The following is a 16,628-nucleotide window of genomic DNA, read 5'->3' as shown; positions in this document are numbered from 1 at the left end:
CGGCTCAGAACTATGAACTATGAACTGTGAACTGTGAACTATGAACTATGAACTGAGAACTATGAACTGAGAACTGTGAACTGTGAACTATGAACTGAGAACTATGAACTAATAAATATGGAGAGAATAAAAGCAACATATTATATCGAAACTCCCTTCGAGCCGGAAAAGGCTGCAGAAGTATTAGCCGGTGAACAATCGAGCGGCACCTTTATTGCGGTTCCGGGTGAAACGGAAGAGCTGAAACAACGTTTTGCGGCAAGGGTAGAAAAAGTGACGCCGCTGGAAACTGTTTCTACGCCGGCCATTCCGGGTGCAACAAGCAGCAGCGGCAAGTATCACCGCGCAGAAATTGTGGTGTCGTGGAGCATAGAGAATTTTGGTTACAATCTTCCGGTGCTTACATCAACGCTGCAGGGGAACCTGTACGAGATCCGTCAGTTCACCGGGTTGAAACTGATGGATATCGAGCTGCCGCCTTCTTACGCCAAACAGTATAAAGGCCCTGCATTTGGCATCAGCGGTTGCCGCCAACTCACCAATGTGCAGAACCGGCCGCTGATAGGAACAATTATAAAACCAAGCATTGGGCTTACCCCGCAGCAAACCGCCGAAATGGTGAAAACACTGGCCGGTGCCGGAATTGATTTTGTGAAAGATGATGAGCTGTTGTCATCATCGGCCAATTCAAATTTCAATGACCGGGTTGATGCCATCATGAAGGTGATCAACGATCATGCCGGTGCAACGGGTAAAAAAGTGATGTATGCGTTTAACATCAGCGGTGAAACGGATGAAATGCTGCAACGCTATGAATACATTGTAAAAAGCGGCGGTACCTGTGCTATGGTAAGCATCAACAGCGTAGGCATGGCCGGGGTGAAAAAGATCTGCGATCAGCGGCAACTGGCTATTCATGCGCACCGCAATGGCTGGGGCATGTTAACGCGCCATCCGTTGCTGGGTATCGATTTCAAAGCATATCAGAAATTATGGCGTGTGGCCGGCGTTGACCAGCTGCACGTAAACGGTATCCAAAACAAATTCTGGGAAAGTGACGATTCGGTTGTGGCCTCCATAAAGGCTTGTTTGCAGCCATTCTATGATCATGAGAGCCTATTGCCAGTGGTATCGAGCGGGCAATGGGGCGGACAGGCGCCGGAAACCTGGCGTCGTACCCATACAACCGACCTGTTGTATATGGCAGGTGGCGGTATTATGGCGCATCCCATGGGAGCGGCTGCAGGCGTGGTAGCATTACAACAGGCATGGCAGGCCGCGGTGGATGGGCTTTCAGTGGAAGAGGCTGCGGCTAAATATAAGGAGTTTGCTGAATCGGTGAAGCAGTTTGGGAAGAAACAATAAGCTCAACGCAGAACGCAAAACGCAGAATGCAAAACGCAGAATGCAAAACGCAAAACACCCTTGGTAAGTGTATTTGCGTTAAGCGTTAAGCCTTCAGCGTTCAGCATATTCATAGTATGAAAATGAGTTCAATCGACAACAAAATATTGTTAGCATTTTACGGCGACGACTTCACCGGTTCCACCGATGCACTGGAATTTTTGACCCGGGCCGGGGCGAAGACCGCCCTGTTCATTGAACCGCCAACAGCGGAACAATTGGAGAAATATCCCGGTTTGAATGCATTTGGCGTTGCCGGTAAAACCCGGGCCATGGCGCCGGCAGAAATGGAGCAAACCTTATTGCCGGCATTTGAAAAATTAAAACAAACCGGTGCGCGCCATGTGCATTATAAAGTCTGCTCCACATTCGATTCTTCCCCAACAACCGGAAGCATCGGAAAAGCGCTCGATACCGGGATGGCGGTTTTTAACAACAAATGTGTGCCCCTGTTGGTAGCGGCGCCTGTGCTGGGCCGTTACTGTTTGTTTGGAAATTTGTTTGCGCGTATGGGTATCGGCAGCAATGGAAAAATATACCGGTTAGACAGGCATCCATCCATGAGCAAACACCCGGTTACGCCGGCCAATGAAAGCGATCTGCGTTTGCATTTGTCGAAACAAACCGCTAAGAAAACCGGGTTGATCGATATCCTTCATGTATCGGGCGGTAAAGAAATGCTCGGCAATGAATGGGCGCAGGTGGTGGAGCAGGGATTCGATGTGGCCCTGTTCGATGCGCTTTACCAGGAACAACTGCTGGCCATTGGTGAACTGATAGATGAACAGGCGAATGATAAAACTTTGTTTTCCATAGGTTCCTCCGGCATTGAAATGGCGTTGGGGCAATACTGGAACCAAACAAATTTGTTACAACCGGTAGCTGAATGGAAACATCCCGGCAAAGCGGAACCATTACTGGTTATTGCAGGAAGCTGTTCCCCCATAGCAGCCGGTCAGATCACGTATGCCACAGCGAAAGGATTTGAACAGGTGCTTATCGATGCGCCGGCCGTAAGCGACAATGATGGTCAATCTGTAAAGGCCGGAATCGATAAAGCCGTGGAATTGTTGAATAAGGGAAAGAGCGTGATCGTTCATACCGGTGGGGCAGGGCAGCAACAGGCTGTTAATTTGCCGGCCCAAAAATTAGGCGCGGCATTGGGCCTTCTTGCCTGTGATACGGCTTCCAAAACTGCGCTTAAACGCATCGTAATTGCCGGTGGCGACACCAGCAGTTATGCCGCCCGCGCCATGGGCATTGAAGCGGTTGAAATGATCGCGCCGCTGGTGCCCGGTGCGCCTTTATGTAAAGCCACAGCGCCCGGTTCGCCGGTAAACGGAATGGAGGTGAACTTCAAGGGCGGACAGGTTGGCGGCGAAAATTATTTTGAAGTATTGATGAATGGCAAAAACATATAACAACATGCAACAAAAAACATTAGGGCTTATTCACACGTCAGCAACGTTGGTACCTGTGTTCCAGCAATTATGCAGTCAGTATTTACCCAACGTAAAAGTGTTCAATATCGTTGACGACAGCCTCATCAAAAATGTGATCAGCTGCGGCGAGTTAACGCCCACCAATGCACGCCGGGTAGTGAACTATGTTGGTTCTGCTGAAGTGGCCGGCGCCGATTTTATTCTGGTAACCTGTTCTTCAATTGGCGCAGCGGTAGAAGCGGCTGCCGGCCTTACCGGTGTACCTGTTTTACGGGTCGATCAACCCATGGCCGATAAAGCGGTGCAAACGGGAAAAAGAATTGGCGTGGTGGCAACTTTGTCAACCACCCTGCAACCAACCAGCGACCTGGTGAAACGCCGCGCAGCCGTTGCCGGTAAAACCATCGATCTGAAAACTGTTTTGTGCGAAGGCGCTTTTGACGCATTGATGAGCGGCGATACCGCAACACATGATGCCATGGTAGCAAAAGCATTGCGTGAGTTGAGTGCCGGAACGGATGTTATCGTATTGGCGCAGGCCTCTATGGCCCGCGTTGCCGATGGCCTCGCACCGGAAGATAAAAAAGTGCCCATACTTGCCAGTCCGGGTATTGCTATACAACATATTGCTTCTATATTAAAATAGTTCGAAAGCTAAAGAAGGTGTGCCACGTTTGCTTTCGACATTAGCGGAAAACGTGGTACACCTAAATTGTTACCATATGTTTAAAAAGATCTTCCAGGGTTTTTTAGTGGCTGGTGCGATAACATTTGTTCTTCTGCTGATCGGTATTTTTATGCAGGAGCCTGATTTGTACAAAGCGGGGGCTGTAGGTACTGCGGTGTTTGCAGCGATCGGTTTAGGCGCTATTCCGGCATTAAAGGGATACCGGTATACTGCATGGATCGTTGCCGCGGTGGTGGCGGGTATGATGTACCCCGGATCGTTCACCCATTGGGGACCTGTCGATCTGCGGGATAAATGGCTAATGCTCGTCATTATTCAAATGGTAATGTTCGGCATGGGCATTCAAATGAAGCTGGAAGATTTTACCGCTGTTAAAAAAACGGGTAAAGGCGTGGTCATTGGCCTGATGTGTCATTTCTCAATAATGCCATTGATGGGTTTACTGCTTACAAAGATCTTTCATTTTGAACCCGAGATCGCTGCCGGTATCATTCTTATTGGTTCTACCTCGAGCGGTCTCGCCTCGAACGTTATGGTCTATCTTGCAAAGGCCAATCTCATTTTATCAGTAGTGGTTACTGCCATGGCTACCCTGGCAGCTCCGTTCTTCACACCGCTGTTGATGAAATTACTCGCCGGCACCCTGGTTGAAGTAAAAGTGGTGCATATGATGATGGAGATCATCAAGATCGTTATCGTTCCTATCGGCGCCGCGCTGCTTCATGATTATTTAAAAACCGCTACGCCGAAAGGCTTCCGGGTGGTGACACTGCTTTTTATTATCTCTATTTTCTGGCTGGCTGCCCTGCCATTGGGTTGGTGGAACTATTTATCTGTAAATATCAATTCAACATCTTTTTTACACTCCATCGAAATATTCGGCTTCCTGTTGGGCGCAGTCGTCGCTGGTGTTCTGTATCACCTGCTGGCACGGAATTTTAAGAAACTCGATCAGGTTATGCCCCTTTTCTCCATGTTCGGCATAATCTATTTTACCACAGTTACTACGGCCGCCGGGCGTGAAAATTTATTGAAGACCGGTGTGCTTCTTTTCCTATGTTCTGTTATCCATAATGCTGCGGGTTTCTTTTTTGGCTACTGGCTGGGCCGCCTGTTCCGGCTCGATAAGAATTCAGCCCGAACGGTTGCCTTTGAAGTGGGGTTACAAAATGCCGGTATGGCTTCCGGAATTGCCGCCGGGTTGGGTAAACTCGGTACATTAGGTTTACCGGCCGCGGTTTTTAGTCCGTGGATGAATGTTGCCGGCTCCATTTTAGCGAACTATTGGCGCAAAAGACCAGTGGAAATTAAAAATGAGAAATCAGAAATAAGGAATGAAGAAAATACAAATATTGAATATCGAATGTCCAATGTTGAATATAGAAGTGGAAGCGATGGAGGATGAAAAAGGAATTATTGAAAAAAAGATCAGGCTGTATTTTGTATTTGCTTTTGGCTTTCGGCTTGAAGCTGTATTCTATATTTGCTTGCAGCTTGAAGCTTGTAGCGCGCAGATTGTCTGCCGCTTTATTCACAAATCACGAAATGAGAAAACATACTATCATATTACTATGTTGCCTGAGCGCTTTCTTCCTTTTTCCGCAGGCAAAAAAGTTTCCGGGAACGATGGCGTTCGAAAAAAATGCGCCGTTTTCAGATACTTCGCTGGATGAGTTGTTCCGTCATCCGCCCGAACGGGCCAAACCCTGGGTGATCTGGTACTGGCACCAGGCAGCTGTAACCAAAGAAGGCATTACCGCCGACCTGGAGGCCATGAAAGAAAATGGCATCGCCGGCGCCTATATGATGTTCATCAGAGGGGCCGACAGTGTGCCATTGATCGATCCGCCCGCGCAGCAATTATCGCCCCACTGGTGGGAGTTGGTGTTATTTGCCATGCAGGAAGCCAAACGGTTGAAATTACAACTGGGGATGCACGTCAGTGATGGTTTTGCATTGGCCGGCGGCCCGTGGATTAAACCGGAGCTATCGATGCAACGGGTGGTGAGCACCAAAACGTACGTAGCCGGCAAAAAACAATTCAATGGCATTTTGCCGCAGCCTGAAACAAACGTGAATTATTACCGGGATATTGCAGTGCTGGCATTTCCTACCATGATCAAAAAGAATATTGCCGATACGGCTATGGTGCCGGTTGTTACCAGCAGCGTTACCGGTGTATCGCCGCAATATCTCACAGAGAAACATAACCGTCAGAGCTTCAGATGCGACAGCGCCTGTTATATACAATATGCATACGACAAACCGTTCACCTGCCGTTCCATTGTTATTCGCCCCAGCGGTACCAACTTTACATCGCGCCAGTTGAAAATAATGGTAAGTAATGATGGCAAACAATTTAAACCGGTTGAGCGCATGCAGGCGCCCCGCACCGGCTGGCAGGATGTTGGTTTCAATCTCACCTATGCCATCAAACCAACTACTGCCCGTTATTTCAGGTTTGTTTATGATAAAGAGAACGTGGAGCCGGGATCGGAAGATCTTGATTTTGCCAAATGGAAACCGGTGTTGAAGGTCGATGGCATTTTATTATCCAATGAACCGGCCATTCATCAGTATGAAGGCAAGAGCGGCGCCGTATGGCGGATAAGTAAAAGAACAACGGCGGCGGAGATCCCCGATTCGTTATGTGTGCCTTTGAATAAGATCATTGATATCACAGATAAAATGACGCCAGAAGGCCGGCTTACATGGGATGTGCCCGCAGGTAACTGGACCATCATGCGCGTTGGCCATACTTCAACCGGGCAGACCAATGCTACCGGTGGCGGAGGTAAAGGACTGGAGTGCGATAAGTTCAATCCCGAAGCGGTGCGGATGCAGTTCGATAACTGGTTTGGCGAAGCAGTACGCAGGGCCGGCCCCGATATCACCAAAGAAGTATTGACCATACTGCATCTCGATAGCTGGGAATGCGGCAGCCAGAACTGGTCGCCGGTATTCAGGGCTGAGTTCAAAAAACGCCGTGGTTACGATTGTTTGCCTTACATCATTGCCATGGCCGGCGTGCCCGTGCAAAGCGCCGATGTGTCGGAGCGTTTTTTATATGATGTACGACAGACAATTATGGAACTGGTAAAGGATGTTTTCTATATAACCCTCAAAAAGGCCGCTGCTGAGAAAGGTTGTATCATGAGCGCGGAATGTGTTGCGCCAACGATGACGAGCGATGGGTTGCTGCATTTCGAGGTAGCGGATATTCCTATGGGCGAGTATTGGGTGAAAAGCCCCACGCACGACAAACCCAATGATATGTTCGATGCCATTTCGGGCGGACATATTTATGGAAAACAGATCATCGGCGCCGAGGCATTCACTGAATTGCGGATGTCGTGGGATGAGCATCCCGGCAACCTGAAGGCATTGCAGGACCGCAATTATGCCGCAGGCATCAATCGCATCGCCTACCATGTGTTCATGCATAACCCCTGGGTTGAAAGGGCGCCGGGTATGACGCTGAATGGGATCGGATTGTATTTTCAACGTAACCAAACCTGGTGGAAGCCGGGTAAGGCCTGGGTTGAATATGCACAGCGTTGCCAGGCTATGTTACAATTGGGAAAACCGGTGGTGGATGTGGCGGTGTTTACCGGTGAAGAAATTCCCCGCCGTTCGATATTGCCAGACCGCCTAGTCAACACGCTGCCGGGTATTTTTGGCGATTCAGTGGTGCAGGCGGAAAAAAAGCGGCTGGCCAATGCCGGTAACCCGATGAGAACAATGCCTGAAGGGGTTACGCATTCGGCCAATATGGCCGATCCCGAAAAATGGATCGACCCGCTGCATGGATACGCTTACGATTGTTTTAACCCCGATGTGTTGATGAAAGCGACCGTGCGCAAAGGCCGGGTTGAATTTCCCGGGGGCGCCAGTTACGCATTGCTGGTGCTGCCACAGCCGCATCCCATGTCACCGACCGCAAAACGCATGACGCCGGCGGTTGCAAAAAAGATTTCAGCATTGGTAAAGGCCGGTGCAACCATAATCGTAAATGATGCACCTGAACAGTCGTACAGTTTAGAACAGCGTGTGGCGGCAGATAAAAAGGTAAAAGCGGTGGCCGGTGCTGTCTGGAAAAAAGTACCTGCCGGTAAAATGATGAAATGGAAAGTAGGGAAGGGAACCGTAGTGCAGGGACCGTATAAAGAAAGTTCTTTTGAGCCGCTGGGGATTGCAAGAGACCTGGAGGCGGTGGATTCTTTGAATAACCGGGTTGGTCATATTGCCTGGACGCATAGAACGACAAAAGATGCAGAGATCTATTTTGTAAGTAACCAGTTAAATGAGCATAGGATCATTGAGATCTCAATTCGGGGGTCAGGAACGCTGCCGGAGATTTGGGACCCTGTAACCAGCGATCGTTACGCGGCAAATAAGATCCGGTATACGAAAAGAAGAACTGTATTTCAGTTGGCTTTGCCTGAAAATGGATCGGTGTTCGTTGTGCTGCCTAAAACAAATGACAGGGCGCCACAAAAGCAAAACAAGGTAGTAAGCTCCCTGGTAATTCAACAACCCTGGACAGTAACATTCGACACTAAAAAAGGCGGCCCGGCCCAACCGGTTGTTTTTGATCAGTTGAAAGACTGGTCAACAGCTGATAACCCGGCGATCAAATATTATTCGGGAACCGCGGTATATTCAACAACGGTTGAATTTCAACAACCGGCTACGGATGCAAGGGTTTGGTTAGATGCAGGCAAAGTGGCCAATATAGCAGAAGTATATGTGAATGGCCAGGCCTGCGGTGTAATATGGACGGCCCCTTATCGCGTTGATATTACCAAAGCATTGCGGGCAGGTAAAAATGAAATAAAAATTGAAGTGACCAATACCTGGTTCAACCGGATGAAAGGCGATCTGTTATTGCCGGAGAAAGAACGCATCACGCAAACGAATGCGCCTTTCTGGGCGAAAGACAAACCTTTATTACCAGCCGGTTTATTAGGTCCGGTAACATTGTATATTGAACATTAGTATTGAAATTAAAATCTTGTAAAAGCTATGTGTAAATGGATGAATCTTTCCCTTGCGCTGTTGGTTGCGGGAAATTGTGTGTATAGCCAGAACAACAGCCTGGTGAATACCAGCAACAGCAAACACGCCAAATTACAACCGGTTGATCTGAACGCTGTAGTTTGGACAAGCGGATTTTGGGGCGAGCGTATGCAGGTATGTAAAGACTCTATGGTGCCGCATTTATGGCGCACTTATACCGACCCCAATGTGGCCCATGCCTATAAGAATTTTGAAATTGCAGCAGGTAAGGATACCGGTTCGCATAAAGGCCCGCCATTTCATGATGGTGATTTTTATAAACTGCTGGAAGCGGTAGCCGGTTTATATGCCGATACCAAAGATCCGAAACTCGATGTAATGATGGATACTGCCATTGCTACCATTGCGGCCTGTCAGCGGGCCGACGGCTATATTCATACCCCGGTAATCATTGCGGAAAAAAATTCGGGCAAAACAAAAGCATTTGAAGACAGGCTGAACTTCGAGACCTATAACCTCGGCCACCTGATGACAGCCGGTTGTGTGCACTACCGGGTTACGGGTAAAAAAACATTGCTGAACATTGCGATAAAAGCGGCTGATTACCTCGAAGGTTTTTATAAACGTTCTTCACCCGAACTGGCGCGCAATGCTATCTGCCCTTCGCATTACATGGGCGTAGTGGAATTGTATCGCACCACGAAAGACCCGAAGTACCTGCAACTCGCAAACAACTTCATCAATATTCGCGGGCTCGTTGAAAATGGCACTGATGATAACCAGGACCGTATCCCTTTCCGTCAGCAAAAAGTTGCGATGGGCCATGCGGTTCGTGCCAACTATCTATACGCCGGTGTTGCCGACGTATATGCTGAGACCGGTGAAGATTCATTGATGGATTGTTTGAATGCTATCTGGGAAGATGTGGTATACAGGAAGATGTATGTTACCGGTGGTTGCGGCGCCCTGTACGATGGCGTTTCGCCCTACGGTACATCATACAACCCGCCCTATATTCAAAAAACGCATCAGGCCTATGGCCGCGCTTACCAGTTGCCGAATATGACCGCGCATAACGAAACCTGCGCCAACATCGGTAACCTGTTATGGAACTGGCGTATGCTGTTATTGTCGGGCGATGCCAGGTATGCCGATATAATGGAACTGGAATTGTACAACGCCATCTTATCGGGCATCAGCCTCGATGGAAATAATTTCTTCTATACCAACCCGCTGAGCCATTCGGCAGCATTTCCGTACAATCTTCGTTGGCATGGCGGCCGGATCCCGTACATCAGTTTGTCGAACTGCTGTCCGCCCAATACGGTACGTACCATGACCGAAGTGGCCGATTATGCTTACACTACTTCCGATAAAGGGATTTGGGTGCACCTGTATGGCGGAAATACATTGAACACCCAGCTGAATGGCGCCGCCGTACAATTATCACAGCAAAGCAATTATCCCTGGGATGGTCATATAAAATTCACGGTAAATAAAACCGCGCCCAGTGCATATTCATTGTTCCTGCGTATTCCCGGCTGGTGTAAGACCGCCACGGTGAAAGTGAATGGCAAACCGGTTACGGCGAATACGAAGGCCGCGCAATATGCGGAACTTAACCGTACCTGGAAAACCGGTGATGTGGTGGAGCTCGATCTCAGCATGCCGGTAACATTGATAGAAAGCAATCCATTGGTAGAGGAAACCCGTAACCAGCTGGCGGTTAAACGCGGCCCTGTTGTGTATTGTCTTGAATCGACCGACTTACCAAAAGGAACAAACGTATTCGATATTGCTATTCCGGTAAAGAACGATCTGAAACCGGTGGTTACAACCATCAGCAAAAGCAAGATCGCAACATTGCAGGGTACCGGTCTGTTACAACCAAAGGCCGACTGGTCAAATGCATTGTACCGCGAAGTGCGTGCCACCGCAAAGCCGGTAAAAATTACAATGATCCCATATTATGCGTGGGGAAACAGGGGGAAGTCGGATATGACTGTTTGGGTGAGAAAGTAGTTTGTTGATTGTAGTTATGTTTAGGGTAAAATGTAACCGTTTATGGTTTATAGTTTATGGTTTATTGTTCCTTAAATTCAGCCGTCTGAACATTTTTAGAACTCATGATATTCGGGCAGTAAGTGCTAAGACTTTAATGCTGTTGAAAAATGTCAGGCATTCCAAAGCGCGAAGCAACCATAAACTATAAACCATAAACCATAAACTAAAATTATTCGTTATCAAAGTTCGTCATCCCCTTCAAAAATTCATTACGTTCCAATATATCACCGGTAAAAACATCTATCACCGTTACATGGTGGCTGTCGCCGGTAATATTGTCGGCTTCCATGATCTGCCACACGATGGTTCTGAAGGTTTGATTATAGTAGATGTACATATCGCCCGGTTTTGTAATGGGCGCTTCTTTATCGGTGGCTGCAATTGACAAAGCTTTTGCGCAGGGAATGATCTTCTTTTTCTGGTTTACGATCCCTTCAAATTGTGCCGGTCGCAGCAACTCGCCGTTTTGTTTTATCTCCACTTTAAATACAAACGGAATATTTCCTTTGAACTGCATTTCATAAAAGATCGCATATACAAAGTCTACCGGGTTCTCGTCTTTATCGGTAATGACCACCGGCGTGAACAGGGCGGCGTTGATGGTGGAGTCGAGGTACTTTACGGTTTTTACTTTCAGCTCTTTGAAGAAGGCAGCGGAGGTTTCTTTAATGACCTCGCTTTGGAGGCGGGCCTTCACTGAGTCGGGGATCTGGTTATAGTCGAATAATTTAAAATCCTGAACCGGCAGTTCCGATGGCGCCATGGCCAGTTTATCGAGGTACTTTATTTTATCGCATGGCGATTGGGCGTATGCCAGGCTGGCAGCCAGGCAAAATAATAAAGCGGTAATTATAGACTTCATGTGGTTTTCCAGGTTGTCAGGTGTGCCACGATTTGCTTCCTACGCCAGGGTAATCGTGGCACACCTTGTTTTTTATCAATGTGTCGAAAACATATCGATCACGTCTTTTTTCCTTTCTTCGGGCAGCACAATGAGCGACTGCACTTTCCCATGTACAACGGTTGCTTCCACGGTTGTGTTATACGGGGCATGTAATTTAAAATGCACATCCTGGTCTTTTGGCCAGGCAGGGCAGAGGAAGATCTTTTTGCCATCGGTTTGCAACAGCATTTCCTGCAGGCCGATCATGCCGCTGCCGCCCCAGTTATGGTCGGGCGTCCAGTCGAACCCCGGTCCCCAGAAAGCCGGAAAACGGCGGCCGCTGTTCTTTAATTTAAGGGTGGTCAATTGAAGCGCTTCATTGGTTAAACCAAGCCGGGCGGCAAAGATGTTATCCTGTTTCCAGCCGATGTGGCTCCTGAACTTAAGGGCGTCGGTATCGTGTTTGAATGTGTTGATGGCGGTGTCGAGCCCCGGTTTGCCAACCCCATACATTCCCCATGGAAATACCGGGTATAATTGCGGGGTTTCTGTATTGTTGACCCGTTCCCATAATTTGGCCGGCGCAATGGTCGTATAATTACCGAATTGGCGGTAGCTGACTGGCGGTATACGGGTGAGCATCTGTTGCCATTGGGCGCGTGATGAATCTGCCAGGTATTGCCCGGGAAGTTCCAGCAAGCGGGTCAATACGGTGTGTAACGCTGCAACGGTGCTGCTGGGGTTATAAGCCATTTTATAGGTTTCGGCGGCCGAGCCGGGGTAAATGATCAAATGGCCGTTGCCATCCAGTGTTTTTCTTCCCCGATTTCCCGCGCGGTATTGGTAATGTTCATTGAAGAAACGCAAACAGCTTTCAATAAAAGGAACGTATTCTTTAATATTGTTGCCTGCATACCGTTCCGTCTCCAGCATCATCAGGCAAAATTCCAGTACGGTATCCCATTCATATTCGAGCCAGGCATTGTATTCAAGCCCTTTGTCGTAACCGGCCGGGCGTTTCCAGCCGTACTCCGTGCAATTGGGCAGACCAAAATTTTCGAGTTGTTCAACAAAGCAGGCGCCTTTATGGTTCCAGTAGGTTTCGCTGCGCAATTCGGCCGTTCGTAATAAACGCAGGTAAAAATCGAACTGGGGTTTCATAAGGTCATAGTCACCGCTTTTGAGCATTGGAAAATAAACCAGCCGCTGGTTTTGGGCTGTATGCGTGCCGCCGCCCCAGTTACGAAAATCGGGGGTGATGCGTAACGCGCTGTCGGTAAGTGAAGGGTCGTAAGTAAACAATCCGCCATTGAACTTGGTAGGATTATTTCCAAAGGCATTACAACCGAGCATATACCGGAACAGCTGGTAATTACGGCCTGTTTGCCAGAGGGCAGAGGCGGTATCGGGGCGGTCAGGATGTATATAAATAAAACTGCGTTGCCAGTATTGCTTCCACCAGTTGCGGGTTTGCTGCCAGGCGGTGGCCGTTTGTTTGGCCGCATCGGCAGCTGCCTGTTGTAAACCGGCCTGCCATGCTTCGGTAGTGGGTGTTTGTGCTGTATGTAATAAAACGGTAATATGATGTTTGCGGGCCGCTTTTTTGCTTTGCAGTTTCCAGCCCATAAAGTCGGTATTAATATAGGTACCGTTATAGGTGCCTGCCGGTTGCAGGTTTTTTCCCTGCAGCATGCCGCCAAACGTCAGATTGGCGATGGGATTATACAGTTTGTCTTTTACTGCTTCAAGCCCCTGTTGTTTTACCGTTACATCGAAAATATTGGGAACATCGGTGCGGTTGCGATGATAGAACTGAACGGTATTGCCTTTAAATTCAATATTATCTTTATTGGTAATTACTTCCATTGGAGGCGCCCATTTGTAAGAATTCCCAAAGTTGGCCCTGCCGGTATTTTTACGGTCGGTATAACGCCAGCTTTCGAAAGCCACTTCGGTTTTCACCGCCTTGTTCCCTGAAAGCTCGATATGTATAACGGGGCGAAATACATCGACCCATATTTTAATGGTTGTTTGCAGGCGGTTGTTCCGCCCGTCGATCTGTACGTAACCTTCTTCGAGTTTTAGCTCCTGTTTAAAATATTCACCTTCAAAAGCGTTCGGTGTGCATTTGACACGTAAGCGCCCGGCTTTTAATAAAGCGTTGTGTTCATCAAATGAACCGCTCTTTGCCATGTACACGTACAGCTCGCCTTTCTCAACCCAAACGTTTAAACCGATATCACCGCCGCCGCAGGGCATGGAGCCGGCGGAGTTGGTGCTTTGTGCGTTCCAGGTTACGTTATACGAGGGCAATACGTTCTGCGTACGGGCTACCAGGGCTACCAGGTTACCGGTTAAAATGCCTGCGATCAGTAATACATTTCTTGTGTTCATGGGCGCTAATACTATTCGGTGTTCCCGGCGCGGGATTATAAACATAACAGGAAAATTCAGCGAACCGGGAATCAGCGAATGTAAGTATCTTGCCGTAAATTCTATTGTTATACCATATGAATGCGAAAAATAAAGAGGGGTCAATCAAGAACATCTGGTATGGCATTGGCCGCCAGCGTATAGAGATTCCCAAAACAGTGTTAAAGCAAAAGGTACATCCGAATGCAATGCTGAATAAACTGCACCTGTGCAGCCTGGGTTATTATCCTAACGCGCGTGGTCATTACACCTACCGGAAGAAGGGGTTGCCTGAAAACTTTTTATTTTATTGCGTCGATGGCGCCGGCTGGTACCAGATAGGCGATAAGCGATCAGAGGTTGGTCCGAACCAGTTTTTCATTCTGCCGCAAAATGTTGAACATGCCTATGCCAGTACCGATGACAATCCCTGGAGCATTTACTGGATCCATTTCGGCGGCGAATCCCTTCCCGAGTTCAATGAGCTGCATGCGGTACAAAAACATTTCAAACCCTTTTATATAAAAAGCAGCGGCGAGATCATTACCATGTTCTCCCGCATGTATAAAGCCCTGGAACTGGGGTACAGTACCGATAACCTCATTTTCGCCAATTTGTGTTTACCGCATTTCCTGAGCCTGTTCATTTATAATTCGAAGCATACCACCGTTAGCCCCAACGATAAGCTCGATGTGGTTGACAGCGCCATCCTGTACATGCAGGAACATATCAATGAAAATATCTCCCTGCAGGACCTCAGCAGCCATTACAATTATTCCGCTTCCCGTTTCTCGAGCCTGTTCAAACAAAAAACAGGGTATGCGCCTATCGATTATTTCATTCAGATGAAAATGCAAAAGGCCAGCCAGCAGCTCGACTTCAGCAGCAGCTCGGTAAAGGATATTGCCTTAAGCATGGGCTTCGATGATCCGTATTATTTTTCAAAGAGATTCAGGAAGATAATAGGATTGTCTCCGAAGCAGTATAGATCCCAGAAGAAAGATTAAATTCTGAAGTTGATAAGGGTGATAAAGGTAATAAAGTTGATAAAGGTGAGCGGCTTTATCAACTCTATCAACTCCATCAACTTTTCAACTTCTTCCTTGCTCGCCACCAAAGCATCAGTCCTACTGATATCATTATTATCTGGAAAAAAGCCCAAATCATCGTACTCGCATCCCGCGCCGTCTTCCCGCCCCAATCCATAAAATGATGCTTGTGCAGTAAAGCAAATGAATATCCTTCCTTCAGTTCGCCGTCATTGACCTTCACTGATAATTTACCGGTGGCTGTTTCTACAAAATACCTGTCGGCATCCGCTGTGGCATAACTTACTTTCCAAACGGGTAAGCGTTTGTCGGTAAAGTTGTATTCGTCATTGAACTTGGTAATAGCTGTTACCGACCGTATGTTGCCCGCCGGTTGTTTGCTGAATTGTGTGGCCAGCCAGGCCGCATATTTTTCCTCGCCATTGGGCAGCACCGAATAATTGCCGGTATTAACGAACATAATGGAGGGTACCGGTACCTCCATACTTTTCATGGATTGCACAGGTGCATGCACGGGATGGGGGTTGCCATTTATGGTAACCACGCGCCAGTAAGTTTGTTCATCCATTTTTACGAGGCTGAAATTACTTACCGGTTTATTCACTATCCGTTGCAGCCGCGGAAAGTCAATATTGATAGTGGCCGGGAACTGGTTGCTGACAAAGTATGCGTTCCGGTCATCGGTTTTGAATTTTTCGAGGGCATGCCAGGCTCCGCTGAACGACCAGGCAAGAGTAAACGCCGCTCCAACGATGGCGGTATACCGGTGATTTCGTCTGGCCTTTAATGTGGCGTTGCCATTTGTTTTTTTTGTTTTGGTAATGAAAAAAATATACATGCCCAAAACGGATGTTACCAGTGAAAGCAGGCAGATGCCAATAATAAAATACAGTTTGGTATTGCCCAGGGCATCGAGCCACGACCAGGTGTGCAGCCATTGGAAGATGTTGTCGAACACCGCGCGCCAGTTATCCATGGCAAAGGCAAACCGGTCCTGGGTGGTTTCAACATATATTCTTATACCATCAGGCCGGTTGAACGAAACCTTATGAACCGGCAATAACCGGTTCACGAATTTGTATTCTTTATCGAATGCAGTCAGGCGCGATACGTTGGCAATCTTACTGCCCGTTGTGTTATTCAATACACAGGCCGTTGCGGCATTGCAGCAATCATGGCCTTCCTCTTCTTCAACCATGGCTACGGGGGTGGCGGTATGGCTGGCATCAGCAGCAGGGGAGGAGGCTGCCGGCGCAGGTGGTCCTTCGAGGAATTGCCGCGCCAGGTATTGCGCATACAACCAATCGCCCGATGGCAGCAGTTTACCATTGGTAACGCTCAGGTACACCGGCGATTTATTTACTTCCTGTTGTACCTGGTAAAAGAAATTGGTATCGATGTGAATGAGCTTTACTGAATGATAGGCGGTAATGTTATTTCGTTGTAAGGCGGCGGGCAGCGGCACTCCTATAGCGTTGCTGTCGATCGTCAGCGGCGGCAGTTTTTGTGCGGCTACCTGTGGTTTTATGGTGGTCATGAGCGGGTGCATAAAACCACTCACCGCCCATAACAATACCGGAATGGCAATGATCAGTGACAGCGTGCGGTGGAGCGCGTATATCTTTTTACGGAGCATGTTTGTTGGTTAGAATGTATGGATGGTATAG

11 protein-coding genes are annotated in these 16,628 nt (G+C 48.1%); 8 read left to right on the top strand and 3 right to left on the bottom strand.

Annotation, left to right across the window (positions count from 1 at the left end):
• The first annotated feature begins 117 nt into the window (after positions 1-117).
• The 7 genes from A4R26_RS14535 (at position 118) to A4R26_RS14510 (ending at position 10,575) form a co-directional block, all read left to right on the top strand.
• Complete coding sequence (locus tag A4R26_RS14535) at positions 118-1,365, top strand: ribulose-bisphosphate carboxylase large subunit family protein (RefSeq protein ID WP_081164479.1); 1,248 nt, start codon at positions 118-120, stop codon at positions 1,363-1,365.
• 116 nt (positions 1,366-1,481) lie between these two features.
• Positions 1,482-2,825 (top strand): four-carbon acid sugar kinase family protein, encoded by a 1,344-nt coding sequence (locus tag A4R26_RS14530; protein ID WP_242674911.1) that lies wholly within the window; start codon positions 1,482-1,484, stop codon positions 2,823-2,825.
• A gap of 4 nt (positions 2,826-2,829) precedes the next feature.
• The gene (locus A4R26_RS14525) at positions 2,830-3,492 is read left to right on the top strand and encodes an aspartate/glutamate racemase family protein (protein WP_081164532.1); all 663 of its coding nucleotides are present in this window, start codon (positions 2,830-2,832) and stop codon (positions 3,490-3,492) included.
• 76 nt (positions 3,493-3,568) lie between these two features.
• Positions 3,569-4,939 (top strand): bile acid:sodium symporter, encoded by a 1,371-nt coding sequence (locus A4R26_RS14520; RefSeq protein WP_081164478.1) that lies wholly within the window; start codon positions 3,569-3,571, stop codon positions 4,937-4,939.
• Positions 4,905-5,207 (top strand): hypothetical protein, encoded by a 303-nt coding sequence (locus tag A4R26_RS35620; protein ID WP_242674910.1) that lies wholly within the window; start codon positions 4,905-4,907, stop codon positions 5,205-5,207. Before A4R26_RS14520 ends, A4R26_RS35620 begins: the two co-directional genes overlap by 35 nt.
• A complete protein-coding gene (locus A4R26_RS14515; protein ID WP_242674909.1) occupies positions 5,161-8,532 on the top strand; it encodes a glycosyl hydrolase in 3,372 nt (1,123 codons plus the stop codon). Before A4R26_RS35620 ends, A4R26_RS14515 begins: the two co-directional genes overlap by 47 nt.
• A gap of 27 nt (positions 8,533-8,559) precedes the next feature.
• Positions 8,560-10,575 carry an aceric acid hydrolase gene (locus tag A4R26_RS14510; RefSeq protein ID WP_081164477.1) on the top strand — a complete coding sequence of 672 codons (2,016 nt, stop codon included), beginning with the start codon at positions 8,560-8,562 and terminating at the stop codon, positions 10,573-10,575.
• Between the two features lie 211 nt (positions 10,576-10,786).
• On the opposite strand, the gene A4R26_RS14505 is transcribed toward A4R26_RS14510, so the two are convergent.
• Positions 10,787-11,479, bottom strand: coding sequence for a hypothetical protein (locus A4R26_RS14505; protein WP_081164476.1), 693 nt, complete (start codon positions 11,477-11,479; stop codon positions 10,787-10,789).
• 75 nt (positions 11,480-11,554) lie between these two features.
• On the bottom strand, positions 11,555-13,894 hold the full coding sequence (locus A4R26_RS14500) for a DUF5703 domain-containing protein (protein ID WP_081164475.1): 2,340 nt from the start codon (positions 13,892-13,894) through the stop codon (positions 11,555-11,557).
• Between the two features lie 116 nt (positions 13,895-14,010).
• On the opposite strand from A4R26_RS14500, the gene A4R26_RS14495 reads away from it, so the two are divergent.
• Entirely contained in the window at positions 14,011-14,919 is a 909-nt protein-coding gene (locus A4R26_RS14495; protein WP_081164474.1) for an AraC family transcriptional regulator, read from the top strand.
• A 76-nt stretch (positions 14,920-14,995) separates the two neighbouring features.
• On the opposite strand, the gene A4R26_RS14490 is transcribed toward A4R26_RS14495, so the two are convergent.
• Complete coding sequence (locus A4R26_RS14490) at positions 14,996-16,597, bottom strand: PepSY domain-containing protein (RefSeq protein ID WP_081164473.1); 1,602 nt, start codon at positions 16,595-16,597, stop codon at positions 14,996-14,998.
• Between the last annotated feature and the right edge of the window lie 31 nt (positions 16,598-16,628).

The organism is Niastella populi, from assembly GCF_002078015.1.
GTDB classification, from domain to species: domain Bacteria; phylum Bacteroidota; class Bacteroidia; order Chitinophagales; family Chitinophagaceae; genus Niastella; species Niastella populi.
Note: the sequence above shows the minus strand (reverse complement) of the source record. Positions and strands in the feature narration are given on the sequence as shown.

Excerpts from the sequence above, each read along its gene's own strand:
- A4R26_RS35620 (WP_242674910.1), top strand. The coding sequence starts at position 4,905 with ATGTTGAATATAGAAGTGGAAGCGATGGAGGATGAAAAAGGAATTATT.
- A4R26_RS14510 (WP_081164477.1), top strand. The coding sequence starts at position 8,560 with ATGTGTAAATGGATGAATCTTTCCCTTGCGCTGTTGGTTGCGGGAAAT.
- A4R26_RS14535 (WP_081164479.1), top strand. The coding sequence starts at position 118 with ATGGAGAGAATAAAAGCAACATATTATATCGAAACTCCCTTCGAGCCG.
- A4R26_RS14505 (WP_081164476.1), bottom strand. The coding sequence starts at position 11,479 with ATGAAGTCTATAATTACCGCTTTATTATTTTGCCTGGCTGCCAGCCTG.
- A4R26_RS14500 (WP_081164475.1), bottom strand. The coding sequence starts at position 13,894 with ATGAACACAAGAAATGTATTACTGATCGCAGGCATTTTAACCGGTAAC.
- A4R26_RS14530 (WP_242674911.1), top strand. The coding sequence starts at position 1,482 with ATGAAAATGAGTTCAATCGACAACAAAATATTGTTAGCATTTTACGGC.
- A4R26_RS14490 (WP_081164473.1), bottom strand. The coding sequence starts at position 16,597 with ATGCTCCGTAAAAAGATATACGCGCTCCACCGCACGCTGTCACTGATC.
- A4R26_RS14495 (WP_081164474.1), top strand. The coding sequence starts at position 14,011 with ATGAATGCGAAAAATAAAGAGGGGTCAATCAAGAACATCTGGTATGGC.
- A4R26_RS14525 (WP_081164532.1), top strand. The coding sequence starts at position 2,830 with ATGCAACAAAAAACATTAGGGCTTATTCACACGTCAGCAACGTTGGTA.
- A4R26_RS14520 (WP_081164478.1), top strand. The coding sequence starts at position 3,569 with ATGTTTAAAAAGATCTTCCAGGGTTTTTTAGTGGCTGGTGCGATAACA.
- A4R26_RS14515 (WP_242674909.1), top strand. The coding sequence starts at position 5,161 with ATGGCGTTCGAAAAAAATGCGCCGTTTTCAGATACTTCGCTGGATGAG.